Below are 25,999 nucleotides of genomic sequence, written 5' to 3'. Positions count from 1 at the left end.
GGACACCGGGGTCACTTCGCCGGCCGCAGCCCCAACTGCTCCCCGATCTCCTGCTCCATCACCCGGCCGGCCTCGAATTCCAGCGTCTCGTCGCCCATCACGCCCTGGTCCGTGTCCAGGCCGTCCAGCTCCTCCAGGGGCTGGTTCAGGCGGACATGGGCCAGGACCGAGTGCAGTGCGCGCAGGGTCGCGGACGCGGTCGATCCCCAGTTGGAGAAGTAGGAGAACTGCCACCACCACAGCGCCTCCGCGGTGCGGCCCGCGCGGTAGTGGGCCATGCCGTGGCGCAGATCGGTGATGACGTCGGCCAGGTCGTCGGAGATACGGGCCGGGACCGGGGCCTTGCGCGGCTCGTAGGGGTCGAACACCTCGGAGTAGACGTCGACCGGGTCGAGCAGACGGGCGAGGTTCTCGCGGAGTTCGTCGACGTCCGGCTCCGGACCCAGGTCGGGCTCGTAGCGCTCCTCGGGGACGATGTCCTCGTGGGCGCCCAGGCGGCCGCCGGCCAGGAGGAGTTGGGAGACCTCCAGGAGGAGGAAGGGCACGGTCGAGCCCGGCTCGTCGCCCTTCGCGACCTCGGTGACGGCGACCAGGAAACTCTCGATCTGGTCCGAGATCTGGACCGCGAAGTCGTCCGGGTTCGGCTCGGTCGCGTGCAGCGTGGCGTCAGACATCTAGGAGTCGTCTCCCCTCGAAGGCGCGGCCGAGGGTGACCTCGTCCGCGTATTCCAGGTCGCCACCCACCGGGAGGCCGCTGGCCAGGCGGGTGACCTTCAGGCCCATGGGCTTGATCATGCGCGCGAGGTACGTGGCCGTGGCCTCGCCCTCGAGATTCGGATCGGTGGCCAGGATGAGTTCCGTGACCGTCCCGTCGGCCAACCGCGCGAGAAGTTCTCGTATACGCAGGTCGTCCGGTCCGACACCCTCGATCGGGCTGATCGCGCCGCCGAGGACGTGGTAGCGGCCGCGGAACTCGCGGGTCCGCTCGATCGCGACGACGTCCTTGGGCTCCTCGACCACGCAGATCACCGCCGGGTCGCGACGCGTGTCCCGGCAGATGTTGCACAGCTCTTCCTGCGCGACGTTGCCGCATGTCGCGCAGAAGCGGACCTTCGCCTTGACCTCCATCAGGGCCTGGGCGAGGCGCCGTACGTCCGTCGGTTCCGCCTGGAGGATGTGGAAGGCGATCCGCTGCGCGCTCTTGGGACCGACGCCGGGCAGCCGCCCGAGCTCGTCGATGAGGTCCTGGACCACGCCTTCGTACAACGGACTGCCGTCCTTCCTGGGGTTCCTTACGGTACGTACGGTAGTTGGCGGCGGCCCCTCTTAGAAAGGCACGCCGGGGAACGCCTGGAACGTCAGAAGGGCAGGCCCGGAATGCCGCTGCCGCCGCCCAGGCCCTGGGCGAGCGGTCCGAGCTTCTGCTGCTGGAGCGTCTGCGCGTTCTCGTTGGCCGCCTGTACGGCCGCGATGACCAGGTCGGCGAGGGTCTCGGTGTCCTCCGGGTCCACCGCCTTCGGGTCGATCTTCAGCCCGCGGAGTTCCCCGGAGCCCGTCACGGTGGCCTTCACCAAGCCGCCGCCCGCCTGGCCCTCGACCTCCGTCTGAGCCAGTTCCTCCTGCGCCCTCGCCAGGTCCTGCTGCATCTTCTGGGCCTGCTGGAGCAGCTGCTGCATGTTGGGCTGGCCACCACCGGGGATCACGATCAGCTCCTTGCGTCTCTACGCGTGCCTGCACGGGTTGTCCGTACGGGATTCCCGCTCGGCCTTGCCGTTCAGCACGAGCCTACGTGGTCCGGGCGGCCGTCGCCCCAGCACTCTTTCGAGTGAGAGAGAACCTGGAGGAATGGCCGTCCTATACCTGATCAAGGCCCACTTCCGGGCGGAAAAGTGGCGAAAGGCATCTCTTCGCCACCCATTGGGCGGTAGGAAGGGTTCCGGCGCGTCAGCCTCAGGTGTTGCGTGACGTTCCGTGCACTGCGGGGGTCGATTTCACCACGTGGTCCGCATGGGATGTCACGCTCCGTGACAGTAGGGAGTGCCGGGTGGGTCAGCCGGAGATGCAGCCCGAGAGGTCGCCGAAGGACGGGCGGGGCGGCGAAGGGGCGGCCGGACTGCGGCCGGGTGATCTGACGGGGCGGTCGTTTCCGCACGGGGACTGGGGGGAGCCCGCGATGCGGCTGGACGAGGTGTACCGGTGGGTGGAGCGGGGGGCGCTGAACACGGCCGCGTGGTATCTCGCGGATCGGGTGTGGAAGCGGCGGGGGGCCCGGGCGTTGCGGGGCGGGGCGGCGGTGGGGGCGGTCGTGGGGGCGGCTCTTCCGCTGCTGGATCTGACGGGGGTGGCGAGCGGGACGGCGCCCTGGGGGTATCTCTCGTTGCTGCTGGGGGTGGCGTGTGTGGCGGTCGACCGGTTCTTCGGCGTGACGTCCGGGTGGATAAGGGACGTCGCCACGGCGCAGGCGGTGCAGCGGCGGCTGCAGGTGTTGCAGTTCGACTGGGCGACGGAGAGCGTGCGGGAGGTTCTGGGGCCGGCGGAGGGGACGGCCGGGGAGGCGGCGGAGCGGTGCCTGGGGGTGTTGCGGCGGTTCTCGGAAGACGTGACCGAGTTGGTGCGGGCGGAGACGGCGGACTGGATGGTGGAGTTCCGGACCGGGTCCGCGCCCATGGGGATTCAGTCGGCGGTGGCCGGTGGGGGGCGGCAGGATGCGGGGGTGGGGGTGGGGCGGTTCTCGGTGCCGCCGGGGAACGGGGCGCGGCCCAACATGCCCCGGCAGCGGCCGCCCGAGCCGCGATGAGGTGAGGTGGGTTTGTCTCGCCCCCGCCGCCCCTACCCGTCCCGTCCCTGGGGGCTGCCGCCCCCAGACCCCCGCTTCGGCCCTGAACGGGCCTCGTCCTCAAACTCCCCCAGAGGGGGCACCCCCAACAGGCTGACTTTGCCTGGGTCGGAAACGAGAAGTCCCGTTTCAGGACTGCGGGCTCGGGAAAGCCACCGGGCTCCGCAGTCCCGCCCGGTTCACCGCTCTCACCCCGAAGAACACGTTGTCCTTCGACAGGTCGATCTCGTGGGTCGTCACGTCGCCCGCCGGGAGGACGTGGGTCCAGTGGGGGGACGTCGTTTCGCGCCAGACGATCTCGTAGCCGGTGAGGTCGGGTTCCGGGCCTCTCGTCCAGGTCAGGTGGGTGGCGTTGGTGAGGTCGGTGGTGAGGATCTTGGTGCCGGTGGGGGTGCCGGGGGCCTGGGACAGGGTCCACAGGGTCGCCGCGTTCACTCGCGCCACCCTCGCCGTGTAGGCGAAGTCGCAGAACTCCGGCAGGTCGCCGTACTGCTTGCCGGTGTCGTCGATACGGACGTCCTGGTGCTGGTGGGCGAAGTCCTCGGCCGGTTCGGTGAAGCGGGCCGCCGGGTAGCCGCGTTCGAGGAAGGGGATGTGGTCGCCGCCCCGGCGGTAGCGGTCCCTGCGGTAGATGATCCGGATGTGCGCGGCCGTCGCGTCGTTCTCCGCCACGTCTTTCACGAAGCGCGCCAGCTGGCGTGTCGGAGAGTCGTTCTCGCCGCCCACCGAGCGGCGGATCGCCGCCTGTTCGGGCGTTTCGGAGGAGGGGACGCCTTCGGCGAACAGGCGGACCGTGTACGGGTCGCGGGTGCCGTCGTCCGCAGTCGAGCTGCCGACTATGTCGTTCGTGAACATGGCCTGGACGTCCGCGCCGGCCGCCTTCAACCGCTGGGCCATGTACGTCGCCCCGTACAGGCCCTGCTCCTCCCCCGCCACCGCCGCGAACACGATCGTCGACGCCGGGCGGCGTCTGGCCAGCACACGGGCCAGCTCCAGTACGACGGCCACGCCCGACGCGTCGTCGTCCGCGCCCGGCGCGTCGGAGGTGGCGTCCATGACGTCGCTGACGCGGGAGTCGTAGTGGCCGGAGACGACGTAGACGCGGTCGGGCGTCACCGCGCCGCGCAGTGTCGCGATCACGTTCGTGATGCGGGTCGGGGCAGGGATGCGTGGGGCGGGTTCCTGGACGTACGACTGGAGTTCCACCGTCATCCGGCCACCGGAGGCCGCCGCGTACGACCTCAGCTCCGCCGCCAGCCAGTCGCGGGCCGCGCCGATGCCGCGCGCGGAGTCGTCCTGGGCGGAGAGGGTGTGCCGGGTGCCGAAGGAGACCAGTTTGCGGGTCGTGGCCTCGATGCGGGCCGGGTCGATCTCGCGGAGGAGGGCGCGCAGTTCGCGGGTGGGGCGCTGGGTGGTGGCGGGTGGGTGGGGGTCGCTGGACGAGTGGTCCTCGGCCGGCGGTCGCGGTGCCGCGGCTGCCGGAGCCGCCGCTCCCAACGCCGCGGCGCTCGTCGCCGCCGTCGTGGTCAGAACCGTTCTCCTGGTGGGGCTGGGACGCATGTGTCCTCCCGAGGCTGCCGATGCCGACCGGCGTCCGTCCGCCGTCCGCCCATGCGTTCGCTCGTCATGGTTGTGGACACAACAACAGATGCACCAACAGACAGCAAGAGCGCCTCAGTTGCACAGCCGTACCCCTACCGGAGTCCCGCACGGCAGATGGCCCCGGGTGCGGATCACCTGCCGGCTGCTCTCCTTGTCCAGGTAGGCGAGGAACCCGGCCGCGAGGGAGTCGTCGGGCGGTGTGCCGTAGGTGTAGGCGTACTCGATGTCGCGGTACGGGTAGGCGCCGTCGCCGCGCTCGATCTCGTCCACGTTCGCGCGGTCGCCGTCGAGCGCCACCGTCCGCACGCCCTCGTGCCGGGCGGCGACACCCAGCTCGCTGTACCCGATGGCGCCGGGCTGCTCGGCGACCTTGTCCAGGACCTCGCTGGTGCCGGCGAGTTCGCACCGCGTCACGACGGTGACCGCGCCCTTGGGCGGCCGGCAGTCCAGTGACGTGCTCTGCGCCTGCTCCCACTGCCCGAGCACCCGGTCCTGGAAGACCTGCCGCGTCCCCGAGCTGTCGCTCCGGCTGACGAGGACGATGGGCAGGTCGGCGGTCTCCTTGCCGGCCCCGGGGATCACCTCCCCCCACCGCCGGTACTTGCCCTGGTAGATGTCCCGCACCTGCCGCACGGTCAGACCGGCCGGCCCGAGGTCGATCCCGTCGTTGACGACGAGCGTGAACACGGACAGCGCGACCTTCTTCCCCTTCAGGCCCAGCCGGTCGCCCAGCGGGCCGTCGGAGAACGCGATCACCGACCGAGCCCCCGGCTTCGACCGGTCGGCCAGAGCGGCGAGTTCGGCGACGCCGGCCTCGCTGCCGCGCGTCTCGACGTCGATCTCGGCGCCCGCGCACTTGTGCTCGTAACTCTCCTCCAGCGCCTCGATCACCGGCTCGAAGGCGGTCGAGCCGATCACCGTCAGCTCGCCCTGTTCGCACTCGATCGGATTGCCGTCGCGGAAGACGACGATGCCCGCGAGCGCGAGGACGGAGAGCGTGAGCAGTCCGGTGAAGATCCTCGCCGGGAGGCTGAACACCGGTGCCTTGTCGTCCGGTGTCGCGCTGCGGTTGGGGTGCACCTCGCCGCCCCGGATACCGCCGCGCACCCGGATGTCACGGCCGACGTCGCCGCCGGAGAGCATCACCAGCAGCTTGTAGTGGTCGCCGGGGTTGAGCGGGACCCGCGGGATGCGCAGCCGGTTGTCCTCGTAGCCGAAGCCCCGTTGCGCGGTGAAGTGGTCCATCAGGTGGTCGATGTCGGTCGGCTGCGTGACCGAGACGCCCCGGATGGTGCGGTCGGTGAACACCGCGGTGAGGCCATGGGGTTCGGGGCCGGTGTAGTCGTCGCGGTCGATGCTCTGCGAGCCGTCGTTCTCGACGCGCAGCAGGACGAGGGTCGCGTCGTCCATGTCCGCGTCGAACAGGCCGAGCCGGACGTTGGCCCGGCCCGAACGCACGTCGTCGCCTATGGGGTTGTCCATCTGGACGCGGTAGCCGATGCGCTTCTTGCGCGGCACCCTCCGCTCGTACCAGACCATGACACCGGACGCGACGACGCCGAGCACCGCGGTGCCGACGGCCACGATGTTCTCCGCGCTCAGCCACTCCACCGGGTCACACTAGGCTCGCCTGACCTCAACGGCCTTACAAGCAAGGGCATTTGGGGTTACCGCCGGGTGTACGTCAGCTTCTCCCCGCTGCTCGGGTTCACGCGCTCCAGCCTGCCGTCGGGCAGCAGCGTGATCTCGGTGGCCTCGCCCGGCGAGCACGCGGTGGCCGGCTCGCCGGCCGTCACGGTGGAGGGGCCGATCGCCACCGGGCCCTCGTCGCCCGGCGCTTCGGCCAGTGGCGCCTCGAACTCGCAGTGGTAGGTACCGGTGCCCGCCGGGCCGTCGGCGACGAGGGAGAGGACGGTGTCGCCCACCTCGCCCTGCCGGATGGTGAGCCGACGGGTGTTCTCACCGGCCGCGTTGTCGATCGACGCCGTCCAGGTGCCCAGGTAGTCGGCCGGGATCACGCCGTCCGGCGGCTTCGAGGGGGTCGGGGTGGGAGTGGGCAACGGGCTGGGGCCGGTGGGATCGCCGGTGGTGGTCGTCGTGACGGTCGGGGTGGTGGTCGGATCACCGCCCGCCCTGTCGTCACCGCCGCCGCTCATGAGGGCGTACACCGAGCCACCGGCCGCGAGCGCGACGACCAGCGCGACGAGGACGAGGGCCAGGGTGGAACGGCCGCTGCGGTGCGGTGGTTCGGGTGGGGTGGTGGTGAGGTACGGCGGGGTCGGGTCGTACGGCCGGGGTGGGTCGTACGGCGGGGTGGGGCCGTACGACGGAGACGGGCCGAACGAAGGGTTCGGGCCGAACGACGGAGCGGGTCCGTACGGCGAGTTCGGGCCGTACGACGGACTCGGGCCGTACGGCGCGGGCGGGCCGGCCGGTGGGGCCGGCGGGTAGCCGTACGCCGGCTGCTGCGGGTGTTGTTGCGGGGAGGTCCGGCCGTTCTGTGTGGCGGCGATGGTGGGGAGTTGGTCCGGCGGTGTCGCGCCGGCGGCGGGAGCGTGCTCGGGGGAGGCGGCGGGGGTCGGCTCCACGGAGCCCGCCTCCGGCGCACCCGCACCACCTTGCCCCTGTCCTGGCCCCGGCCCCACCGGATCCTCCGCGTCCAGCAACCGCACCGCATGCCGCCCCAACTGCGCCACCAGCGCACTCGGCAGCCAGGGATCCCGGGACCGCCCGTCCGAGACGGTGTCCTCGGCCCCCGTACGCGCCAGGATCCGCTCCAGCGTCGGCCTGGCCCCGGGGTCCTTGCGCAGACAGTCCCGGACCAGCTCGGCGATGCCCTCGGGCACGCCGTCCAGATCGGGCTCCTCCTGGGCGATCCGGAACATCACGGCGTGGGCGCCGCTGTCGACGGAGCCGAACGGGAGGTTGCCGGTGCAGGCGTACGCGAGGATCGAGCCCAGGCAGAACACGTCGCAGGCGGGCGTGATCCGATCCCCGCGCACCTGCTCGGGCGCCATGAACCCCGGTGACCCGACGAGCGCGCCGGTGCGCGTGAGCCCGCTCTCGTCGACCGTCTCCAGCGCCCGCGCGATCCCGAAGTCGATGACGCGGGGCCCGTCGATGGTGACCAGGACGTTGGAGGGTTTCAGGTCCCGGTGCACGATCCCGGCGGCATGGATGTCCTGGAGGGCGTGCGCCAGGCCCGCCGCCAGGATCCGTACCGAACGCTCGGGCAGCGCCCCGTGGTCGCGTCCCACGACCTGCTGGAGGCTGGGCCCGGCGACATACCCGGTGGCGACCCAGGGCACCTCGGCCTCGGTGTCCGCGTCGAGCACGGGCGCGGTCCAGAACCCGCCGACCCGCTGCGCGGCCCGCACCTCCTGCCGGAAGCGGGCCCGGAACTCCTCCTGGGCGGCCAGCTCGCGCCGTACGAGTTTCACGGCGACGGTACGGCCGCGATCCGACCGGGCGAGATAGACCTCCCCCATGCCTCCCGCGCCCAGCCGCGCCAGCAACCGGTACGCCCCGATCCGCCCCCGGTGCCCAACACCCGGAGGGATCCCCGTCGGATCCCCGGCCCCCGGCTTCTCCATCGCACCCACGCCCCCACCCCGCCTACGCAAACCCCCGCCTACGCGACGGCCCCACGATAGTGCGGCATATGGGGAGGTGAGCGGGTCGGCGTCTACGGTTCCGTAACAGGAACGCCGAGGTCGTCGAGCACCTTCGACAACCGTTCCAGAACCCGTACGGCATCGGCGAGTTCCGCCTCCCCGAAGGCCTCCGCCAGCTTGTCCGCGACGACCGTGTGACCGGGGTCGATCCGGGAGACCGCCGCCCGCCCCTCCTCGGTCGGCGCGAGGAGCTTGGCGCGGCGGTGGGCGGGGTTGGGCCGGTACTCGGCCAGCCCCTTGGCCACCAGCAGGTCGGCGATGCGCTGCACGCTCTGCCGGGTGATGCCCATGGCACGGGCGATGCCGGAGACGGGGAGGGGTTCACCGAGCACCGCGCCCAGGACCTGCCACCAGGCCGCCGTCAGCCCGGCGGGCCGGGCCAGTTCCTCGGCGACCGCGAGGAACTGGCCGTTGAGCCTGAAGACACCGAGCGCGCTGCGGCTGAGCAGGTCCTGGCGTTCGCGGCTCATGCGGCTCCCGCCTTCTCGAGCACCGCGTACGCCTCCGCGTCGGAGTCGTGGAACAGCCGGTACCAGGCGTCCAGCACCTCGCCCTCGTACACCCCGAGCACCCGGAAGATCTCCCGGGCGAAGGCGACGGGCTCGGTCGGCCCGGCGGTGATCAGCGTGCCGTCGCCGGTGTCGGTGACGGCGTCGGTCTCGACGTACCGCTCGCCGCCGCCGTAGCCGGTGGCCGCGAGGTAGAAGGAGACGGCGCTGGTGTGGGATCGGTCGTCGAGCAGTCCCTCGCGGGCCAGCCCGGCGGTGGCCCCGCAGATCGCGGCGACGGGCACGCCGGCGTCGAGGAACTCCCGCGCCTTGCGGGCGAAGGGCGCGAGGTCGTCGGACGTGTCCCAGAGGTCGGCGCCCGGGAGGATCAGCAGGGCCCCGTCCTCGGGCCGTACGTCGTCCAGGGCGAGGTCGGGCCGGACGCTCAGCCCGCCGATGCTCCGCACGCCCTGCGCCTGCGCGTTGTCCCCGACCGGGCCGACGGTGCGGATCTCGTACCCGGCGCGCGCGAGGTAGGCCGTGGCGTGACCGGTCTCCCAGTCGGCGTAGGTGTCGTAGACGGCGAGGTACACGGGTTTGCGGGTGGTGCCGGTGCTGCTGCTCATGGCTCCTCCTGGACGCCTCGAAGATGACAATATGCTGTCACTTAGACAGCTTGCTGTCAATGACGCCGAGTGCTCCCGCGGGACCTACCCCCATCCGCCCGCCTCCCCTGTCGACAACCTGTCGCTAAAACCCCCCGACCACAGACATGACGCCGATATCTCGCCCCCGCCCCCCGCTCCTACGCTCGCCCGCATGACCCCTCAGCCAAATCCCGAGGTCGGCGCCGCCGTGAAGGCCGCGGACCGTGCGCATGTGTTCCACTCCTGGTCCGCGCAGGAGCTCATCGACCCGCTCGCCGTCGCCGGTGCGCAGGGGTCGTACTTCTGGGACTACGACGGCAGGCGCTACCTGGACCTCACCAGCGGGCTCGTCTTCACGAACATCGGCTACCAGCACCCGAAGGTCGTCGCCGCGATACAGGAGCAGGCCGCGCGGATGACGACCTTCGCGCCCGCGTTCGCGGTCGAGGCGCGGTCGGAGGCGGCTCGGCTGATCGCCGAGCGGACGCCGGGCGACCTGGACAAGATCTTCTTCACCAACGGCGGCGCGGACGCCGTGGAGCACGCGGTGCGCATGGCGCGGCTGCACACGGGCCGCGCGAAGGTGCTGTCGGCGTACCGCTCCTACCACGGCGGCACCCAGCAGGCCGTGAACATCACGGGTGACCCGCGCCGCTGGGCGTCCGACAGCGCCGCGGCCGGTGTCGTGCACTTCTGGGCGCCCTTCCTCTACCGCTCCCGCTTCTACTCCGAGACCGAGGAGCAGGAGTGCGCGCGGGCGCTGGAGCACCTGGAGACGACGATCGCCTTCGAGGGGCCGTCGACCGTCGCCGCGATCATCCTGGAGACGGTGCCCGGGACGGCCGGGATCATGGTGCCGCCGCCCGGTTACCTCGCCGGGGTCCGGGAGATCTGCGACAAGTACGGGATCGTCTTCGTCCTGGACGAGGTCATGGCGGGGTTCGGGCGGACCGGTGAGTGGTTCGCGGCGGACCTCTTCGACGTGACCCCCGACCTGATGACCTTCGCGAAGGGCGTGAACTCCGGGTACGTGCCGCTGGGCGGTGTCGCCATCTCGGGAGCCATCGCGCAGACCTTCGGCAAGCGCCCGTACCCCGGCGGTCTGACCTACTCCGGGCACCCGCTGGCCTGCGCGGCCGCCGTCGCGACGATCGAGGTCATGGCCGAGGAGGGCGTCGTCGAGAACGCCGCCCGGCTGGGCACGGAGGTGATCGAACCGGGCCTGCGCGAGCTGGCCGCACGTCACCCCAGCGTGGGCGACGTGCGCGGGGTCGGCATGTTCTGGGCGCTCGAACTGGTACGCAACCGGGAGACCCGGGAGCCGCTGGTCCCCTACAACGCGGCCGGCGAGGCGAACGCCCCCATGGCGGCGTTCGGCTCCGCCGCGAAGGCGGCCGGCATCTGGCCGTTCATCAACATGAACCGCACCCACGTCGTACCGCCGTGCAACGCGACCGAGGCCGAGCTGAAGGAGGGCCTGACGGCGCTGGACGCCGCGCTGGCTGTGGCGGACGAGTTCACGCAGTAGCCACTGGCCGCGAGGCTGGACTCAAAAGGCCCTCGGGCTCCCCTTCTCAACGCCGGTCCCGGCATGTCAGCCCGTTGGGGCGGGGGCGAAAAAGGCGAGCCCCGCAGAAAACGTCCCCGCAAACCGAACGCGTAAGGTGGCGTGCTCGTAGACATATACGCGCACGCCACCTCATCGCGACGACGGGAGACGCCCTGACCATGCCCGGCACCAGCGGCAACGGCTCCGTGACCCGGAGCACCCTGCGGCAGCAGCTCGCGGACGCCCTGCGGGACGAGGTGCTGGCCGGACGGCTCCAGGCAGGCCGGGAGTTCACCGTCAAGGAGATCGCCGAGCAGTACGGCGTCTCCGCGACCCCCGTGCGCGAGGCCCTCGTCGATCTCTCCGCGCAGGGCCTGCTGGAAGCCGACCAGCACCGCGGCTTCCGCGTCCACGAGTACTCCGTCGAGGACTACCGCGGCATCATCGAGGCCCGCGGCCTGGTCATCGACGGCATCTTCCAGGTCCTCGCCGGCGACCGCCCCGGCCACCGCGACCCGGACGACCCCCGCGTCCTCGCCGCCGTCGTCGGTGTACGCCGCCGCGCCGAGGAGGCCCAGCGCGCCGCCACCGCGGGCGACCTCACCGTACTGATCGGCTACGACCTGCGCTTCTGGCGCGAACTCGGCGCCCTCTTCGGCAACCCCTACCTCGCCGACTTCCTGCACCGGCTGCGCGTGCAGTCCTGGGTCTGCGCGGTCCAGCACCTGCGCCGCCTCGACGACCTGCGCGGCCACCTGTGGTCCCGGCACACCGACCTGGTCGACGCCCTGATGCGCCGCGACCTGCCCGCGGCCCGCTCGATCATCGCCGCGCAGGACGCGGACTCCCTCGCCCTGATCGAGCGGCTGGCGTCGGGATGAGCCAGGAGCGGGAGCGGCCGGAGACCCCCGACCCCGCCAAGAGCCCCGACCTCACCGACTCAGCCGACCGCACCGACCTCACCGGCGACTCCGCCCTCCCCGACCGCACCGGCGACTCCGCCCTCCCCGGCCTCCCCGACCTCTCCATCGTCATCCCCGCCTACAACGAGGAACAGCGCCTCACCCACACCCTCGACGCCCTCACCGACCACCTCACCGCCGACGACGCCCACTGGCCCGACTGGGAGATCGTCGTCGCCGACGACGGCTCCACCGACGCCACCCGCGACCTCGTCGCCGAGCGCGCACGCCAGGACCCGCGTATCCACCTCGTCACCGCGCCCCGCAACCGCGGCAAGGGCCACGCCCTCCGCCTCGGCGTGGCCGCCACCCGCGGCCGCCGCGTGCTGGTCACCGACGCCGATCTCGCGACGCCGATCGAGGAACTGGAACGGCTCGACAAGGCCCTCTCCGAGGGCAACTGCGCGGCGATCGGGTCCCGTTCGGTCCCCGGCGCCACGATCGGCGACCGCCAGCACCGGGTGCGCGAACTGCTGGGCCGCGCGGGGAACCTCCTCATACGCCGTACCGCCGTCCCCGGCATCCGCGACACCCAGTGCGGCTTCAAGCTGTACGACGGCGACCGCGCCCGCGAGGCCTACGCCGCCTCCCGCGTCCACGGCTGGGCCATCGACGTCGAGGTGCTACGGCACCTGCACCGCGCCGGCCTCCCCATCGCCGAGGTCCCCGTCCGCTGGTCCCACCGGCCGGGCTCGAAGGTCACCCCCCTCGACTACGCCCGCACCCTCGCCGAGATCACCCGCATATCCGCCCGCTCCCTGCGCCCGGCCGACCTCTTCGCCACCTTCCTCTTCCTCCTCATGTCGGTGGCCCTCTACTCCGCCCGCTTCTTCGACCCGGCCCACCGCTACCTCCCCGACTCCCTGCGCGACCAGAACCAGTGGGAGTGGTTCTTCGCGGTCACCGCGGACAACGTCGCCCACCTGCGCAACCCCCTGTTCACCGATCTGCAGGGCTTCCCCGACGGCGTCAACCTCATGGCCAACACGGTCATGCCGGGGCTGTCCGTCCCCCTGACGCCCCTCACCCTGACCGCCGGCCCCGCCGTCACCCTCAGCCTGGTCATGACGCTGGGCCTGGCTGCCACGGCCGCCGCCTGGTACTGGCTGATCGTCAAGTACGTCGTACGCGGCCGGATCGCGGCCTTCGCCGGCGCCTCCCTGGCCGCCTTCGCCCCGCCGATGGTCAGCCACGCCCACGCGCACCCGAACTTCGTGGTCCTGTTCATGATCCCGCTGATCATCGACCGCGCCCTGCGTCTGTGCACGGGCACCCGGGTCGTCCGGGACGGGGTCGCACTGGGCCTGATGGCGGCGTACCAGGTCTTCCTCGGCGAGGAGGCGCTGCTGCTGGCGGCACTGGGCATGGCACTCTTCGCCGCCGCCTACGCCGTCGTACGCCGCGACACCGCACGCACGTCCTGGCGGCCCCTGCTCAGAGGCCTGCTCATCGGCGCCTCCGTCTGCCTCCCCCTCGTCGTGTACCCCCTGGTCTGGCAGTTCGCCGGACCGCGGAGCTACAGCGACATCGAGCACAACCCCCGCTCCTTCAACAGCCCCCTCGCCCTGCTCTCCTTCGCCGAACGCTCCTGGCTCGCGGGCGACGCGGAGACCGCGAACGCCCTGGCCTTCAACACCACCGAGCAGAACGCCTTCTACGGCTGGCCGCTGGTCCTGCTCGCCTTCGCGATCCTCGTACGGCTGTGGGAGCGGGCCCTGGTCAGGGCGCTGGCGTTCACGGCCGTGGCCGCCGCGGTTCTGTCCCTCGGGCGGGAGTTCCGCATCCCGCTGACGGACCTCACCGTCCCCGGCCCGTGGAAGCTCCTCGCCGACAAGCCGTTGTTCGAGGCGGTCATCGAGAGCCGGGTCGCGATGATCTGCGCCCCCGCGCTGGGCATACTGCTCGCGCTCGCCGTGGACCGGCTGCTCACGGCCCGCGCCCCGCACACCCGCTACGTCGGCCTGCTGGGCGTCGGTCTCGCCCTGCTCCCCCTGATCCCGGCCCCGCTGAGGGCGGTCGACCGCGTCGACGTGCCCGCGTTCATCGCGGACGGCACCTGGAAGTCGTACGTCCGCGAGGGCGAGTCGCTCGTGCCGGTGCCGTTGCCCGACCCCGGTGACGCGGAGGCACTGCACTGGCAGACCGAGGCCGGCCTCGGCTTCAAGCTGGCGGGCGGCTACTTCAACGGGCCCTACGGCGATGAGCGGATCGGCATCTACGGCGCCGAGCCCCGTCTCACCTCCAGCCTGCTGCGCGAGGTGCGCAACTCGGGCGAGGTCCCGCCGGCCGCCGAGTCCTGGCGGGAGCAGGCCCGGGCAGATCTGGCGTACTGGCGGGCGGGCGTGCTGGTGCTGGCTCCGCAGCCGAACGACGGTGCGCTGCGTGAGACCGTGGAGAAGCTGGTGGGCGCGCCGGGGAGATGGGTCGACGGAGTGTGGGTATGGGACCTGCACCAGCAGGTACCCACCCACGGACTCACTCAGGGACTCGCTCAGGGCTCGGATCAGGACGATGAGCTCGCACAGGGGGTCCGTCCCCGACCCGCACCGATTACCCTTCCCTGACCACTGTGCTACGTGAGGAGCCCTCTTTTGGCCTGTGACCTGTGGCTGGTGCCGCTCGTCGACGTGTTGTGCCACACCCCCGACAACCCTTTCGCCGAGGAACTCGCGCAATACAACAAGGTGCTGACCGAGGCCGGGCTGCCGCCGGTGCCGGTGTACCAGTACATGCCGGGCCTGTCCGGTGACGTCGCCCCGGTCGCGGGCTTCGACTACGACGCCCTGCACTTTCTGCGCCGCGCCTACCTGCTCCAGGTCTGCGGGCTCGCGGTCACCCCGGTCGACGACCTGGGCGGAGACTACGAGCAGCTGCTGGAGATGTTCGAGTCGACGGCCCAGCAGTCGCACCTGGTCTGGCACTACGACCACGCGGGCGCCTACGTCCCCGTCGACTTCCCGGCCCCGCTCTCCAGCGAGGAACTCCTGGCCGGCGGCGGTCCCTTGGGTTCCTCGCAGTCACTCCTGCGCGAGCTGGAGTTCGTGGCCCCGGTGATCGGCATCGATCCGGCCAACCCTCCGGCGGCCCCCCAGGCCCCCGCGGCCCCCACGGCCCTGGAAGAACCGGCCGTCCCCGCTCCCTACGACCCGAGCCCCTTCGCCCGCGAACGGCATGTGTGGCTGGGGCTGCACGCGGCGGCGACGCGGAGTCTGGCGCAGGGGTCGATGATCGTGTTCAGCTGACGTTCGCGGTTCGGTTCGGCCCTACTTCAGCTGGGACAGCCCCTTCTGCAGGTCCTCGAGGTTCATCACCGGTGTGTAGTCCACCTTGGCGCCGAACTTCTCGAAGAGCGGCTCGGTGAGCGGTGGCAACTGTGCGGAGTCCTGCATGTCGAAGACCAGGAACATCGTGCGGACCCCGTTGTCCGGGCTGAAGTAGGAGGCCTCCGGCTTGAACGCCTCCATGATCTCCTGCATGACCTGGGGCATCTTGCCGCTGCGGATGACCTCGTTGGCCTTCTCCGTGTCGACATGGGCCTGCAGCAGTACGCGCATGACACTCACCTTCTTCCGATCGCCCCCTGCAACCTCACGCTAGGGCCGCCGCGCGCACTTCGCCCGTTCACAGCTCCATCGGGTGGGACCGCCGGCCGCCGCAGGCGCGGTTTCCTGGCGGGCGGTCTGGGCGGGTCTCGCGGCTGTCCGCGACGACCCGCGACCGCCCACCATCCGCATCGTGACTCCACGAACCCCGACGGCCCAGACCTCACCGTCTCCGGCAAGGGGCCTGGGCCGCCTTCATCTCACCGGCCTACCAGACCGAGGGGTGCCTCAACGCTTCGTAGGTGTAGCGAAGCGGAGCGCGCCGCTCGCTGTTCGTCGACCAGCGTGCGCCGTTGTTGTCGGAGTACTTGTACTTGTAGACCTTGTTGCCGCCGGCCTTTTGGATGCCGTTGTGCTCAAGCCCCTGGCCGCTGTAGTAGACGACCTTGTGCTTGGCCTTCATGCCGATCGCGGAGCCGCTGTGGACGGTGTCGTCGTCACTGGAGCCGATGAGGGTCCAGTCCGTCTTCATCCTGGACTGCGGGTTCTGCCCGGCCCACGAGAGGAAGCCGCTGCCCGGCTTCAGGTCGCTGCACTGCTTGTGCGACTGGAGGGAGCACAAGCGCGCGATGCCGGCGCCCTTGAACGGGCTGGCGAGGGTGACCACGTCCTCGACGTAGAGGTAGTCCGGCCACTTGCTCGATGAGCCGTACTTGTTCACGCCGGTGATGGCGGCGCGGATCACCTGGCCGCCCATGGAATGGCCGACCACGTCGACCTTCTTTCCGTGCCTGGAGTAATTCTTGTAGATGTCCCAGGCGAGCAGGCGACCGAGCTCCTGGATTCGGGTGTCCAGGTTCCCGTTCACCTTACGGGTGCAATTGACGTCCTTCTTGTAGTACCCCCAGGTGACGAACTTCCCCTTCCAGCCCTTCGCCCGAAGGTCGGACATCGCCTTGCCGAAGACCTTCTTGCAGTCCTGCTTGGCATTGTTGACTTCGAGATGCTTCGCGTTGATCCCGTGCACGAAATACACGGCATTCTTCACGCCCGGGGAACGGGACGGAGTGGCCGCACTGGCCTCACCTGCCGCGATTCCCATCATGACTCCCGCGGTCGCCGTGGCGACCAGGGCACGAACAAGTCTGTTCTGCGACAAGACTTTCCCCCATGAGCAGCGGACCGCAATTCAGTGCGGCCCTCCCCGTGTCCTTCTCGACATGAATGAGGGCGCGTGTTCATGTCAGGTTGCTCCGGGGGGAGATTTTTTCGGACCCTTTCAGACGGCTGTCAACTTCCTGTCCGCGTGTACGGAGTTTCGAACCAACCGGAATTGCGGATTACGGAAATCGGGGCCCGGAATGTCGCGGTCGAGCCGTTCCTTCAGAGCGGCTACCACCACCAGGCGGTGCGGAGGCTGCGGTAGTTGGTGCCGCCGCGGGTTGCGCAGGCACGGAACCCGCGGTTCGGGCCGGAAGGCCTCGTCAGCAGTCCGGGACGCCGTCGATCCAGTTGGTGGTGTTGCTGATGTAGTAGCTGGCCATGTAGCCGTGGTGGCCGCTCGGGGTTCGCACCCACACCCAGTACGGGTTGCCGCCGACGCTCTGCGCGCCCTCCTCCTGGCAGTACACCCACACCTGGGCCGGGTTGCTCACCGTGGTCTGCACGTCCGGGCAGTTGGCGGCCGACGGGTACAGATAGCACTGCTCCCCGCCACCGGCACGGACGTTGACGCCGGAGGCCCAGACGCCGTAGTAGCCCTCACCATGACCGGTCGCGTGGGCAGAACCCGCCGCGCCGAAGACGAGGCCGGCGGCGGCGATCGCGGTGGATGCCATGGTCGCGACGGCGACCTTCACAGAGTGGATCACGTGTGTTCCCCCTTGGAACGGTCGGACCCTCGGTACGGGTCCTGTGGGCGTATGTCCAGCCGCTGGAAACCGTACGGAGCCGGCGGGCGGGTCGCGTCCTGACAGATGTCAGGGACCGGCCGGCGGGTGGAGTCCGTACGTTCGCGGAAGACCACCGAGACCAGGGGGAGTGTCTCAGTCGGTGCTAGTTCCCGAAGTGAATGGATCCACCACCAGCCGTGCAGGTTGCTGATGATCCGTCAAGAACCGTTGCGCGAGGGACATATGGCGCATGAGGGACCCGACCGGGCCGAGGCAGCGGCACACCGTGGCGGGCCTTCGCCCGGCCGGCGGTCTCCCTGGTGCTGTCCGCCGCGGCGGTGCGGGCTGGGGGCCGCGCAGGTCCCACGTCTGTCACGGCGGTCGGGTGGAGGTCGACGCCGACGAGGTGCGACTGACCCTCACCGGCACCTGTGGAGAGGTGTCCGTCTACGGCGAGGGCAACGGTGTCTACGTGGAGCACACGGACGAGCTGAGCGTCGGCGGCAACCTCAATCCTGTCTACTGCGTGGACGAGGCGAAGGTGGTGTACCGCGAGACCGGTCCCCCGGGCTCGCAGTACACCACCTTCCACACGATCATCAACTGCTACCCGTGACCTACAGGAACGAGTTGATCTCGATCGTCTCGTCGCGGCCCGGACCCACACCGATCGCGGAGATCGGCGCGCCGGACATCTCCTCCAGCGCCTTCACGTAGTTCTGCGCGTTCTTCGGCAGATCCGAGAAGGACTTGGCCGACGTGATGTCCTCCGACCAGCCGGGCAGGGTCTCGTAGACCGGCTTGGCGTGGTGGAAGTCGGTCTGGGAGTACGGGAGTTCCTCGACGCGCTTGCCGTCGATCTCGTACGCCACGCAGACCGGGATCTCCTCCCAGCCGGTCAGCACGTCCAGCTTGGTGAGGAAGAAGTCGGTCAGGCCGTTGACGCGGGTGGCGTAGCGGGCGATGACCGCGTCGAACCAGCCGCAGCGGCGGTCACGGCCGGTGGTGACACCCCGCTCGCCGCCGATGCGGCGCAGCGCCTCGCCGTCCTCGTCGAACAGCTCGGTCGGGAAGGGACCGGAGCCGACACGGGTCGTGTACGCCTTGAGGATGCCGATGACGCGGCTGATCTTCGTGGGACCGACGCCCGCGCCCGTGCACGCACCACCGGCGGTGGGGTTGGACGACGTGACGAAGGGATAGGTCCCGTGGTCGATGTCGAGGAGCGTGCCCTGGCCGCCCTCGAAGAGGACCACCTTGTCGTCCTCGAGCGCCTGGTTGAGGATCAGGACCGTGTCGGCGACGTACGGCCTGATCTTCTCGGCGTAGCCCAGCAGCTCCTCGACGACCTGGTCGGCGGCGATGGCGCGGCGGTTGTAGAGCTTGGTGAGGATCTGGTTCTTGGCGTCGAGGGCCGCTTCGACCTTCTGCTGAAGGATCGACTCGTCGTACAGGTCCTGGACGCGGATACCGACGCGGTTGATCTTGTCGGCGTAGGTCGGGCCGATACCGCGCCCGGTGGTGCCGATCTTCCGCTTGCCGAGGAAGCGTTCCGTCACCTTGTCCACCGTCACGTTGTAAGGCGTGATGATGTGCGCGTTTCCGCTGATGAGGAGCTTTGACGTGTCGACGCCACGCTCGTTCAGACCGCTCAGCTCGGAGAGCAGGACCGACGGGTCGACGACGACACCGTTGCCGATGACCGGGGTACACCCCGGCGAGAGGATTCCGGAAGGGAGCAGGTGCAGGGCGTACTTCTGATCACCCACGACCACCGTGTGGCCGGCGTTGTTGCCGCCCTGGTAGCGCACCACATAGTCGACGGATCCGCCTAGCAGGTCCGTCGCCTTTCCCTTGCCTTCGTCACCCCACTGAGCACCGAGCAGCACAAGTGCGGGCACGCGCGTACACCCCTTCCGGGCGGGGCATGTCCAAGGTCAGGGGTGCACGCGTAAGGTGTCTCGCCGCGTGTACCACGACCGGCCGCGACCGTCGTTGGCCGCGCACCGTCGGACCGGATGGCCCCGGAATAGACGAAGCCCCTGGCGCAATAGCGCAAGGGGCTCTTGCACAAAGATGCTACCCGAGGAAGCGAGGCATGGCCGAGGTGGCGACTTTCGCGATGTCCGACCAGCTGCTGGTGGTGATCGATCCGGTCGCTCGGATGATGGACGGGGAGTCCGTCAGGATCGCGAAAGACGTGCTCAGCGCGGGTGCGGCCACGAAGGTGTGCCTGCCGGAGGATCCCGACGAGTTCGCCCGGGCACTGGCGCGGCGCGGGTCGCGCCGGCCGGTGGTCGTCGGCGACGACCGGACACTGACGCGGACGGTGACCCTGCTGCACCGGCAGCGGGAGCTGGCCGAATGCGTGCTGTCGGTGGTGCCGGTCGGGGGCGCGCTGTCGCTGGCCCGGTCCCTCGGGGTGCCGACGGGGGCGGTGGCGGCGGCCCGGGCCGTGCTGGAGGGCGTGGAGCGGCGGCTCGATGTGCTCGTGGACGACAGCGACGGCGTGGTGCTGGGCACGCTGCGCATCCCGCCGGTACGCGAGCCCGTCGCGCCGGAGGGTGCCGACCGGGAGGGCGCCGGTGCGGGACCGGCCAGCGGGCCGGGCGCGGGGGCCGGTGCCGCGCGGCCGTGGCTGCGGACGTGCCAGTCGCTCGTACGGACACTGGTGCCGGCGCGCCCCGCCTCCGCCGGGTCCGGTTCCGGGCCGTCGCGGCTGCGCGTCGAGGTGGACGGGGCGACGCTGGTGGACCTCGACCAGCCGGTGGAGGCGGTGTCGGTGACGCCGGGGGTCGCCGGGGTGGCCGCGGTGGAGGTGCGGCCGGTGTCCGTGGGCGCGGAGGCCTCACCGCTGCGGGCCGAGGGACGGACCGTGACGGTGTCGGGCGCGCACTTCCGGTACGGCGCGGACACGGCGGTGTCGGGGCCGCTGCGCAGACGGACGTGGACCGTGGGGGAGGGCGGGCTGCGGCTGGTGCTGCCGGGGCGGTGAGCGGTAAATCGCGGGCGCCTCGGGGCGGGTCCGGTCTACGCTGACCGGCCGTCGATCATGGGGGGCGCGATGAGCCAGTACTTCGACATCGGGGACGAGACCCTGTGGAACCCGTCCAACGGGGCGGCCCGGCTGTTCCTGCGGTATGTGCGCCTGTACGAGGAGGAACTGGGCGTTCCGTCGGGGTTCGGGCCGATGGAGAACGACGAGTGCAAGATCGATCCGGCGGTCTTCGGGACGTTCGTGAACACCCTGCTGCGCTGGCACGACAGCCACTCGCACCATGTGATCGACGCGCTCTCGCGCGGGTTCACCGCATCCGTCCTGGTCCTCGCCGAGCGCGCCCGTGTCGAGGTGCGGTGGCCGGAGCCGTCCGGCTACGAGGGCCGGTCGGACGTCCAGGTGCCGATGCCCGGTCACGAGGCCTGGTGGGCCACGCTGCGTGAGCGGGCCGGTGCCCTGTCCCGCCGTATGCCGGTGTGATCCTGCCGCCGCGCCCTCGGGCACGCGGCGGACCGTGGGTCAGCCCTGCCCGAAGGTCTTCTCCCGGTGCACCCGCCAGCGCTCCATCATGGCCGCGATCTCGCCCTCGACGAACTCGAAGAAGGCGAGCGTCTCGGCGAGGCGGCGGCCTGCCGGGGTGTCGGCGCCGAGGCTGGTGACGCCCTCGCGCAGGGCGCTCTCCCACCGCTTGAGGACGGCTTCGCGGTTGGTCAGGGCCTCGTACCACTGGTCACCGTGCACCCGGTAGCGCTCGCGGCGTGAGCCGGGCTCCCGTTCGCGGGAGACCATGTGCGTCTGGGCCAGGTAGCGCACCGCGCCGGAGACCGCCGCGGGGCTGATCTGCAGCTGTTCGCCCAGCTCGGCGGAGGTCAGCACGCCCTTGTCGGAGGCGAGGAGTGCCGCGAAGACCCGGGCGGCCATGCGCTGCATCCCGGCCTCGACGAGCTGGGCCGCGAAGGACTCCACGAACTTCGACACGGACTCCGCGTCCCGCCCGTCACCAGCTGTTTCCGTCATGGCGCCATCCTATCGGGGCTTTATACGCTTCCTTAACTTCACAAATTTCTGAAAGAAGCGTACGTTCTGAAGCATGACGAAGGCCAACCCCGCCATTGAGGTATCCGGACTGCACAAGTCGTTCGGCAGGACGCACGCGCTCGACGGGCTCGACCTGGACGTCGAGGCCGGCGAGGTCCACGGCTTCCTCGGCCCCAACGGCTCCGGCAAGTCCACCACCATCCGCGTCCTGCTCGGCCTGCTGCGCGCCGACTCGGGCGGCGCGCAGGTACTCGGCCGCGACCCCTGGACGGACGCGGTGGAGGTGCACCGCCGGATCGCCTACGTGCCGGGGGACGTGACGCTGTGGCGGAACCTGTCCGGCGGCGAGGTCATCGACCTCTACGGCCGCCTCCGCGGAGGCCTCGACACCCACCGCCGCGCCGAGCTGATCGACCGGTTCGAGCTGGACCCGACCAAGAAGGGCCGCACGTACTCCAAGGGCAACCGGCAGAAGGTCGCCCTGGTCGCCGCGTTCGCCTCGGACGTGGACCTGCTGATCCTCGACGAGCCGACCTCCGGCCTGGACCCGCTCATGGAGGAGGTCTTCCAGCGCTGCGTGGAGGAGGAGCGGGACAGGGGCCGTACGGTCCTGCTCTCCTCGCACATCCTCAGCGAGGTCGAGGAGCTCTGCGACCGGGTCAGCATCATCCGCAAGGGCCGTACGGTCGAGTCCGGTTCGCTCGCCGACCTGCGCCATCTGACCCGGACGAGCGTCACGGCCGAGCTGGCGGGCGCGCCCAACGGGCTGTCCCGTCTGCCGGGCGTCCACGACCTCGCCGTTCAGCCGGTGGAGAGGGGCCAGGGCCGTCGCGTCCGCCTCCAGGTCGACACCGACAAGCTGGACGCCGTACTGCGCTCGCTGAGCGAGTCCGGTGTGCGCTCCCTGACGTCGACGCCGCCGACGCTGGAGGAACTGTTCCTGCGGCACTACCAGGACGACGGGCCGGAACAGGTGGCCGCACGATGACCGCCGCCGCCACCGCCTTCGACGTACGTCCGGCAGGCTCGCGCCAACTGGCGGGCACCGGAACGCTGTTGCGCTTCGCGCTGCGCCGCGACCGGCTGATGATCCCGGTCTGGGTGGGCGTGAACGCGCTCATGATCCTCTCCATGCCGAACACCCTGGAGAACCTGTACGACTCCCCCGCCGACCGCGCCGAGCTGCTGAAGGACACGGCGGGCAACGCCTCCTTCCGCGCGCTGATCGGCCCCGTCTTCGACGACTCGGTCGGCGCCCTGACGGCCTGGCGGGTCGGCGTCTACGCGGGCGCCCTCGCGGCCGTGGTCAGCCTGCTCCTCGTCATCCGGCACACCCGGGACGAGGAGGAGAGCGGCCGCCACGAGCTGGTGGCGTCCGGGATGGTGGGTCGCCGGGCCTCGCTGACGGCCGCGCTGCTGACGGCCGCCGTCGCGAACGCCGTGCTGGCCCTGCTGGTGACGGCCGGACTGGCCGGACAGGGCGCCTCCGGTGCGCTGGCCTTCGGGCTGGGCCTCGCCGGGGTCGGCATGGTGTTCGCCACGCTGGCGGCGATCGTCGCCCAGTTCACGGAGAGCGCCCGGCTGGCGCGAGGCCTGACGGCGGGGCTGCTGGGCGCCGCGTTCGTGCTGCGGGCGGCGGGCGACTCGGCGTCGGACGACGGTTCGTCGGCGCTGACGTGGGTGTCGCCGCTGGGCTGGCTGGAGAACCTGCGGTCCTTCGCGGACGAACGCTGGTGGGTGCTGCTGCTGTTCGCGGCGGCGGCACTGCTGCAGGGCGTGGTGGCGTACGGACTCGCCGGGCGGCGGGACGTGGGGATGAGCTTCCTGCCCACCCGGCCGGGGCCCGCCCTCGGCCGCCTCGGCACGGCGGGCGCGCTCGCCTGGCGGCTGCAGCGGGGCAGCGTGCTCGGCTGGAGCATCGGCTTCTTCCTCGCCGGGGTCGTCTATGGCGGGCTGACCGACGGGGTGGCCGACCTGGTCGGCGACAACGCCAACGCGCGGGAGATCTTCGAACGCATGGGCGGCCAGGCGGGGCTGACGGACGCGTTCCTGGCGTCGATGGTCGGCATGCTGGGCCTGATCGCCGCGCTGTACGTGGTGGGTTCGGTCCTGCGGCTGCACGGCGAGGAGACCTCGATGCGGGCCGAGCCGATCCTGGCGGGCGCGGTGAGCCGCCTGCGGTGGGCCTGCGGCCATCTGGTGATCGCCTTCGCCGGCGCCGGCCTGATCATGCTCCTCGCCGGCCTGGGCTTCGCCGTCGGCTACGGCAAGGAGGTCGGCCCGATCCTGGGCGCCTGCCTGGTCCAGCTCCCGGCGGTGTGGGTCGTCGGGGGGCTGGCGGTGCTGCTGTACGGGGTGCTGCCGCGGGCCGCGGTGGGGGCGTGGGGGGTGGCCGGGGCGGTGCTGCTGCTCGGCTGGGTGGGCCCTGCGCTCGACGTGCCCCAGGTGGTGCTGGATCTGTCGCCGTTCGGGCATCTGCCGAAGTTGCCGGGTGGGGGGATGGAGTGGGGGCCGGTGCTGGTGTTGCCGGCGCTGGCGGCGGGGTTGGTGGCCGCCGGGTTGGCGGGGTTGCGGCGGCGGGACATGACGACGTGACGGTGGCTCGGCCGAGGTGCGAGAACCTCGGGCGAGCACCAGAGGGCGGGTGTGGAGCGCCGTCGGCAGGCGCCGGAGGCCGGGCGCAGAACCGGGAAGCCGCCTGCCGCGTCCCTGCGGTCATGGACCAGGGAGATCCACGGGACCGGCGGAACGCGCTGGCGTGCGGCGGATGCGTGCTGTCGGCGGTGGGGGCGGGCGTGGCGACCTACGCCTGGGCCTCCTCGTCCCGCACCCGGCGCCACATGGGCGGCGGCTTCGAGGGCGAGGGCACCGACTACACGGTGCTCATCACCGAACTGCCCCTCGTCACCGTCGCCGGAGCCGCCCTCCCGGCCCTGGCCTGCGCGGTCGTCGCCGTCCTGGCCGGCCGGTGGCGCCGCGCGCACCCCCGCCGCTCAGACCTCGACCGCTAGCCCCTCCAGACCCCGGATCACGAAGTTCGGCTTGCGCTCCGGCTCGGCGGCCGGCCGCAGGGTCGGTGCCTGCTCCAGCAGCGCCGTCATCGACGCCGCCAGCTCGATGCGGGCCAGCGGTGCGCCGATGCAGTAGTGGATGCCCGCGCTGAAGGAGATGTGCGGGTTCTCCTTGCGGGTGAGGTCCAGCCTGTCCGGGGCATCGAAGACCTGCGGGTCATGGTTGGCGGAGCCGAAGAGCATGGCGATCTCCGCGCCGCGCGGGATCGTCGTGCCGTCGATCTCGATCTCGTCCAGGACCCAGCGTTCGAAGAGCTGGAGCGGGGTGTCGTAGCGCATCAGCTCCTCGATCGCGGACGGGATCAGGGAGTGGTCGGCGCGCAGGGCGGCCAGCTGGTCGGGGTTGCGGAACAGCGCCCACCAGCCGTTGACCGTGGCGTTCACCGTGGCCTCGTGGCCGGCGTTGAGCAGGAGGACCGCCGTGGAGATCATCTCCTGCTCGGTGAGGCGGTCGCCCTCGTCGTGCGCCGCGATCAGACCCGAGATCAGGTCCTCACCGGGCTCCTTGCGGCGGGTGGCGATCAGCTCCTGGAGGTACTCCGAGAACTCGACCGAGGCACGGACCGCCCTGGCCGCCGTCTCCTGCGACGGGTTCAGCTCGTACATCCCGCAGATGTCCGCCGACCAGGGCCGCAACTGCGCCCGGTCCGCCTCCGGAATGCCCAGCATCTCGGCGATCACCGCGACCGGCAGGGGCTCCGCGACGTCGGTCAGCAGGTCACCGCCGCCCGCCTCGACCAGACCGGACACCAGCTCGCCCGCCAGGTCCCGCACATACGGCTTCAGCTGCTCCACCGTGCGCGGCGTGAACGCCTTCGACACCAGCCGCCGGATCCGCGTGTGGTCCGGCGGCTCCAGGTCGAGCATCCCGTGGTCGTTCAGGACGTGGAACGGCTCGTGCTCCGCCGGGGGCGGGGTCCGGCCGAAGTCCTCGTGCGAGAAGCGGTGCTGATACGTCCGGCCCAGCCTGCGCTCCCGCAGCAGTGCCGAGACGTCCGCGTGGTACGGCACCAGCCACTGGTTCGTGGGCTCGAAGTAGTGCACCCGGCCCCGGGCACGCAGCTCGGCGTACGCGGGGTACGGGTCGGCCAGGAACGCCGGGTCCCACGGGTCGAAAGCGAGGTCGGAAGGAGCTGCCATGCACGGACGTTAGAACGCCGTCCCCCTCCCTGACCAGGGGTCCAGGGCCTGTCCCGTCCCGATTCCGGCCCCCCGTGTCCCCGTCCTAGGCCGCGCCGAAGTCCGGAAGCGTGACCGAGCCGTCCTCGGCGAGCGGGAACCCGGGGTTGTGGGCGACCTCCCAGGCGTGGCCGTCGGGGTCCGTGAAGGCACTGGAGTAGAAGCCGATGGCGTTGACGGCGGCCGGCTTGGTGACCGTGCCGCCGGCCCGTTCCACCGCCGCGAGGAGCGCGTCGACCTCCGCCTCGGACCGGACGTTGTGCGCGAGGGCGATCCCGCCGAAACCGTCGGCCCGCCCCGGCTGCAGACCGCAGTCCCGCGCCAGCTTCTCCCGGCCCCACAGAACCAGCCCCAGGCCGCCCGCCTGGAAGAACACGGTCTCCTCGACCTCCTGCCCGCGCCAGCCCAAGGCCTCGTAGAACGCCTTGGACCGGGCCAGATCCAAGACTCCCAGCGTGATCAGAGTGATGCGCTGTTCCATGCCCTCACCGTACGTCCACCGAGGTCCCGCCACGTGAGGC

General features: G+C 71.0%; 26 protein-coding genes. 11 read left to right on the top strand and 15 right to left on the bottom strand.

Translation table 11 applies throughout. From position 1 onward, the window contains the following. Positions 1-11: 11 nt before the first annotated feature. From EJ357_RS25475 to EJ357_RS25465, 3 genes are all read right to left on the bottom strand, one after another. On the bottom strand, positions 12-674 hold the full coding sequence (locus tag EJ357_RS25475) for a DUF5063 domain-containing protein (RefSeq protein ID WP_126393919.1): 663 nt from the start codon (positions 672-674) through the stop codon (positions 12-14). After that, the gene (recR, locus tag EJ357_RS25470; protein ID WP_030053254.1) at positions 667-1,266 is read right to left on the bottom strand and encodes a recombination mediator RecR; all 600 of its coding nucleotides are present in this window, start codon (positions 1,264-1,266) and stop codon (positions 667-669) included. Before recR ends, EJ357_RS25475 begins: the two co-directional genes overlap by 8 nt. Positions 1,267-1,358: 92 nt before the next feature. Then, positions 1,359-1,703 (bottom strand): YbaB/EbfC family nucleoid-associated protein, encoded by a 345-nt coding sequence (locus tag EJ357_RS25465; protein WP_126393918.1) that lies wholly within the window; start codon positions 1,701-1,703, stop codon positions 1,359-1,361. A 341-nt stretch (positions 1,704-2,044) separates the two neighbouring features. Here EJ357_RS25465 and EJ357_RS25460 point away from each other — a divergent pair, with 341 nt between their 5' ends. Then, positions 2,045-2,797, top strand: coding sequence for an SLATT domain-containing protein (locus EJ357_RS25460; RefSeq protein WP_126393917.1), 753 nt, complete (start codon positions 2,045-2,047; stop codon positions 2,795-2,797). Positions 2,798-2,965: 168 nt separating this feature from the next. Here EJ357_RS25460 and EJ357_RS25455 read toward each other — a convergent pair whose 3' ends face one another. The 5 genes from EJ357_RS25455 to EJ357_RS25435 form a co-directional block, all read right to left on the bottom strand. After that, positions 2,966-4,396 (bottom strand): M28 family metallopeptidase, encoded by a 1,431-nt coding sequence (locus EJ357_RS25455; RefSeq protein ID WP_126393916.1) that lies wholly within the window; start codon positions 4,394-4,396, stop codon positions 2,966-2,968. Positions 4,397-4,510: 114 nt separating this feature from the next. Continuing rightward, positions 4,511-6,049, bottom strand: a complete 1,539-nt coding sequence (locus tag EJ357_RS25450; RefSeq protein ID WP_126393915.1) for a PstS family phosphate ABC transporter substrate-binding protein — start codon at positions 6,047-6,049, stop codon at positions 4,511-4,513. Between the two features lie 56 nt (positions 6,050-6,105). Then, complete coding sequence (locus tag EJ357_RS25445) at positions 6,106-8,031, bottom strand: serine/threonine-protein kinase (protein WP_126399999.1); 1,926 nt, start codon at positions 8,029-8,031, stop codon at positions 6,106-6,108. A 92-nt stretch (positions 8,032-8,123) separates the two neighbouring features. Then, positions 8,124-8,582 (bottom strand): MarR family winged helix-turn-helix transcriptional regulator, encoded by a 459-nt coding sequence (locus EJ357_RS25440; RefSeq protein ID WP_126393914.1) that lies wholly within the window; start codon positions 8,580-8,582, stop codon positions 8,124-8,126. Continuing rightward, positions 8,579-9,226 (bottom strand): DJ-1/PfpI family protein, encoded by a 648-nt coding sequence (locus tag EJ357_RS25435; RefSeq protein ID WP_126393913.1) that lies wholly within the window; start codon positions 9,224-9,226, stop codon positions 8,579-8,581. The genes EJ357_RS25440 and EJ357_RS25435 overlap by 4 nt, the downstream gene beginning before the upstream one ends. A 193-nt stretch (positions 9,227-9,419) precedes the next feature. Here EJ357_RS25435 and EJ357_RS25430 point away from each other — a divergent pair, with 193 nt between their 5' ends. The 4 genes from EJ357_RS25430 to EJ357_RS25415 all read left to right on the top strand — a co-directional run bounded on the left by EJ357_RS25430 (position 9,420) and on the right by EJ357_RS25415 (position 15,000). Continuing rightward, entirely contained in the window at positions 9,420-10,775 is a 1,356-nt protein-coding gene (locus EJ357_RS25430) for an aspartate aminotransferase family protein (protein WP_126393912.1), read from the top strand. Between the two features lie 200 nt (positions 10,776-10,975). Beyond that, positions 10,976-11,677: a GntR family transcriptional regulator gene (locus tag EJ357_RS25425; RefSeq protein WP_126393911.1), complete on the top strand. Its 702-nt coding sequence runs from the start codon at positions 10,976-10,978 to the stop codon at positions 11,675-11,677. Beyond that, positions 11,674-14,322: a dolichyl-phosphate beta-glucosyltransferase gene (locus EJ357_RS25420; RefSeq protein ID WP_126393910.1), complete on the top strand. Its 2,649-nt coding sequence runs from the start codon at positions 11,674-11,676 to the stop codon at positions 14,320-14,322. The genes EJ357_RS25425 and EJ357_RS25420 overlap by 4 nt, the downstream gene beginning before the upstream one ends. Positions 14,323-14,349: 27 nt before the next feature. Continuing rightward, positions 14,350-15,000: a phospholipase D-like domain-containing protein gene (locus tag EJ357_RS25415; RefSeq protein ID WP_126393909.1), complete on the top strand. Its 651-nt coding sequence runs from the start codon at positions 14,350-14,352 to the stop codon at positions 14,998-15,000. A 21-nt stretch (positions 15,001-15,021) separates the two neighbouring features. Here EJ357_RS25415 and EJ357_RS25410 read toward each other — a convergent pair whose 3' ends face one another. The 3 genes from EJ357_RS25410 to EJ357_RS25400 all read right to left on the bottom strand — a co-directional run bounded on the left by EJ357_RS25410 (position 15,022) and on the right by EJ357_RS25400 (position 17,171). Next, positions 15,022-15,312: a DUF3303 family protein gene (locus EJ357_RS25410; protein WP_126393908.1), complete on the bottom strand. Its 291-nt coding sequence runs from the start codon at positions 15,310-15,312 to the stop codon at positions 15,022-15,024. Positions 15,313-15,568: 256 nt separating this feature from the next. Continuing rightward, on the bottom strand, positions 15,569-16,348 hold the full coding sequence (locus tag EJ357_RS25405; protein ID WP_175647525.1) for an esterase/lipase family protein: 780 nt from the start codon (positions 16,346-16,348) through the stop codon (positions 15,569-15,571). Positions 16,349-16,784: 436 nt separating this feature from the next. Further along, positions 16,785-17,171 (bottom strand): hypothetical protein, encoded by a 387-nt coding sequence (locus EJ357_RS25400; protein ID WP_228472596.1) that lies wholly within the window; start codon positions 17,169-17,171, stop codon positions 16,785-16,787. Between the two features lie 406 nt (positions 17,172-17,577). On the opposite strand from EJ357_RS25400, the gene EJ357_RS48445 reads away from it, so the two are divergent. Then, positions 17,578-17,808 (top strand): DUF3060 domain-containing protein, encoded by a 231-nt coding sequence (locus tag EJ357_RS48445; protein ID WP_175647524.1) that lies wholly within the window; start codon positions 17,578-17,580, stop codon positions 17,806-17,808. Between the two features lies 1 nt (position 17,809). Here the strand turns inward: EJ357_RS48445 and EJ357_RS25390 are convergent, their stop codons facing one another. Further along, entirely contained in the window at positions 17,810-19,093 is a 1,284-nt protein-coding gene (locus EJ357_RS25390) for an adenylosuccinate synthase (RefSeq protein ID WP_126393905.1), read from the bottom strand. 197 nt (positions 19,094-19,290) lie between these two features. On the opposite strand from EJ357_RS25390, the gene EJ357_RS25385 reads away from it, so the two are divergent. Together EJ357_RS25385 and EJ357_RS25380 are read left to right on the top strand one after the other, a co-directional pair. Further along, entirely contained in the window at positions 19,291-20,187 is an 897-nt protein-coding gene (locus EJ357_RS25385; protein WP_126393904.1) for a diacylglycerol kinase family protein, read from the top strand. Between the two features lie 69 nt (positions 20,188-20,256). Then, entirely contained in the window at positions 20,257-20,670 is a 414-nt protein-coding gene (locus tag EJ357_RS25380) for a DUF6086 family protein (protein WP_126393903.1), read from the top strand. Between the two features lie 39 nt (positions 20,671-20,709). Here EJ357_RS25380 and EJ357_RS25375 read toward each other — a convergent pair whose 3' ends face one another. After that, positions 20,710-21,207, bottom strand: a complete 498-nt coding sequence (locus EJ357_RS25375) for a GbsR/MarR family transcriptional regulator (protein ID WP_126393902.1) — start codon at positions 21,205-21,207, stop codon at positions 20,710-20,712. A gap of 73 nt (positions 21,208-21,280) precedes the next feature. On the opposite strand from EJ357_RS25375, the gene EJ357_RS25370 reads away from it, so the two are divergent. From EJ357_RS25370 to EJ357_RS25360, 3 genes are all read left to right on the top strand, one after another. Continuing rightward, positions 21,281-22,216, top strand: coding sequence for an ABC transporter ATP-binding protein (locus EJ357_RS25370; RefSeq protein WP_126393901.1), 936 nt, complete (start codon positions 21,281-21,283; stop codon positions 22,214-22,216). Next, positions 22,213-23,823 (top strand): ABC transporter permease, encoded by a 1,611-nt coding sequence (locus EJ357_RS25365; RefSeq protein ID WP_126393900.1) that lies wholly within the window; start codon positions 22,213-22,215, stop codon positions 23,821-23,823. The genes EJ357_RS25370 and EJ357_RS25365 overlap by 4 nt, the downstream gene beginning before the upstream one ends. A 122-nt stretch (positions 23,824-23,945) precedes the next feature. Beyond that, a complete protein-coding gene (locus EJ357_RS25360) occupies positions 23,946-24,239 on the top strand; it encodes a hypothetical protein (protein WP_126393899.1) in 294 nt (97 codons plus the stop codon). On the opposite strand, the gene EJ357_RS25355 is transcribed toward EJ357_RS25360, so the two are convergent. Both EJ357_RS25355 and EJ357_RS25350 read right to left on the bottom strand, forming a co-directional pair. After that, positions 24,222-25,439 carry a cytochrome P450 gene (locus tag EJ357_RS25355; protein ID WP_126393898.1) on the bottom strand — a complete coding sequence of 406 codons (1,218 nt, stop codon included), beginning with the start codon at positions 25,437-25,439 and terminating at the stop codon, positions 24,222-24,224. The two genes, EJ357_RS25360 and EJ357_RS25355, sit on opposite strands and share 18 nt — an antisense overlap. Before the next feature lie 85 nt (positions 25,440-25,524). Beyond that, a complete protein-coding gene (locus EJ357_RS25350; protein WP_126393897.1) occupies positions 25,525-25,959 on the bottom strand; it encodes a VOC family protein in 435 nt (144 codons plus the stop codon). Positions 25,960-25,999 lie beyond the last annotated feature (40 nt).

It is taken from the genome of Streptomyces cyaneochromogenes, from assembly GCF_003963535.1.
Classification (GTDB): Bacteria; Actinomycetota; Actinomycetes; order Streptomycetales; family Streptomycetaceae; genus Streptomyces; species Streptomyces shaanxiensis.
Note: the sequence above shows the minus strand (reverse complement) of the source record. Positions and strands in the feature narration are given on the sequence as shown.

What these genes read in the sequence shown, in the direction of transcription:
- EJ357_RS25475 (WP_126393919.1), bottom strand. Translation starts at nt 674, where the DNA reads ATGTCTGACGCCACGCTGCACGCGACCGAGCCGAACCCGGACGACTTC.
- EJ357_RS25455 (WP_126393916.1), bottom strand. Translation starts at nt 4,396, where the DNA reads ATGCGTCCCAGCCCCACCAGGAGAACGGTTCTGACCACGACGGCGGCG.
- EJ357_RS25445 (WP_126399999.1), bottom strand. Translation starts at nt 8,031, where the DNA reads ATGGAGAAGCCGGGGGCCGGGGATCCGACGGGGATCCCTCCGGGTGTT.
- EJ357_RS25440 (WP_126393914.1), bottom strand. Translation starts at nt 8,582, where the DNA reads ATGAGCCGCGAACGCCAGGACCTGCTCAGCCGCAGCGCGCTCGGTGTC.
- EJ357_RS25435 (WP_126393913.1), bottom strand. Translation starts at nt 9,226, where the DNA reads ATGAGCAGCAGCACCGGCACCACCCGCAAACCCGTGTACCTCGCCGTC.
- EJ357_RS25430 (WP_126393912.1), top strand. Translation starts at nt 9,420, where the DNA reads ATGACCCCTCAGCCAAATCCCGAGGTCGGCGCCGCCGTGAAGGCCGCG.
- EJ357_RS25425 (WP_126393911.1), top strand. Translation starts at nt 10,976, where the DNA reads ATGCCCGGCACCAGCGGCAACGGCTCCGTGACCCGGAGCACCCTGCGG.
- EJ357_RS25420 (WP_126393910.1), top strand. Translation starts at nt 11,674, where the DNA reads ATGAGCCAGGAGCGGGAGCGGCCGGAGACCCCCGACCCCGCCAAGAGC.
- EJ357_RS25410 (WP_126393908.1), bottom strand. Translation starts at nt 15,312, where the DNA reads ATGCGCGTACTGCTGCAGGCCCATGTCGACACGGAGAAGGCCAACGAG.
- EJ357_RS25385 (WP_126393904.1), top strand. Translation starts at nt 19,291, where the DNA reads ATGGCCGAGGTGGCGACTTTCGCGATGTCCGACCAGCTGCTGGTGGTG.
- EJ357_RS25380 (WP_126393903.1), top strand. Translation starts at nt 20,257, where the DNA reads ATGAGCCAGTACTTCGACATCGGGGACGAGACCCTGTGGAACCCGTCC.
- EJ357_RS25375 (WP_126393902.1), bottom strand. Translation starts at nt 21,207, where the DNA reads ATGACGGAAACAGCTGGTGACGGGCGGGACGCGGAGTCCGTGTCGAAG.
- EJ357_RS25370 (WP_126393901.1), top strand. Translation starts at nt 21,281, where the DNA reads ATGACGAAGGCCAACCCCGCCATTGAGGTATCCGGACTGCACAAGTCG.
- EJ357_RS25365 (WP_126393900.1), top strand. Translation starts at nt 22,213, where the DNA reads ATGACCGCCGCCGCCACCGCCTTCGACGTACGTCCGGCAGGCTCGCGC.
- EJ357_RS25360 (WP_126393899.1), top strand. Translation starts at nt 23,946, where the DNA reads ATGGACCAGGGAGATCCACGGGACCGGCGGAACGCGCTGGCGTGCGGC.
- EJ357_RS25355 (WP_126393898.1), bottom strand. Translation starts at nt 25,439, where the DNA reads ATGGCAGCTCCTTCCGACCTCGCTTTCGACCCGTGGGACCCGGCGTTC.
- EJ357_RS25350 (WP_126393897.1), bottom strand. Translation starts at nt 25,959, where the DNA reads ATGGAACAGCGCATCACTCTGATCACGCTGGGAGTCTTGGATCTGGCC.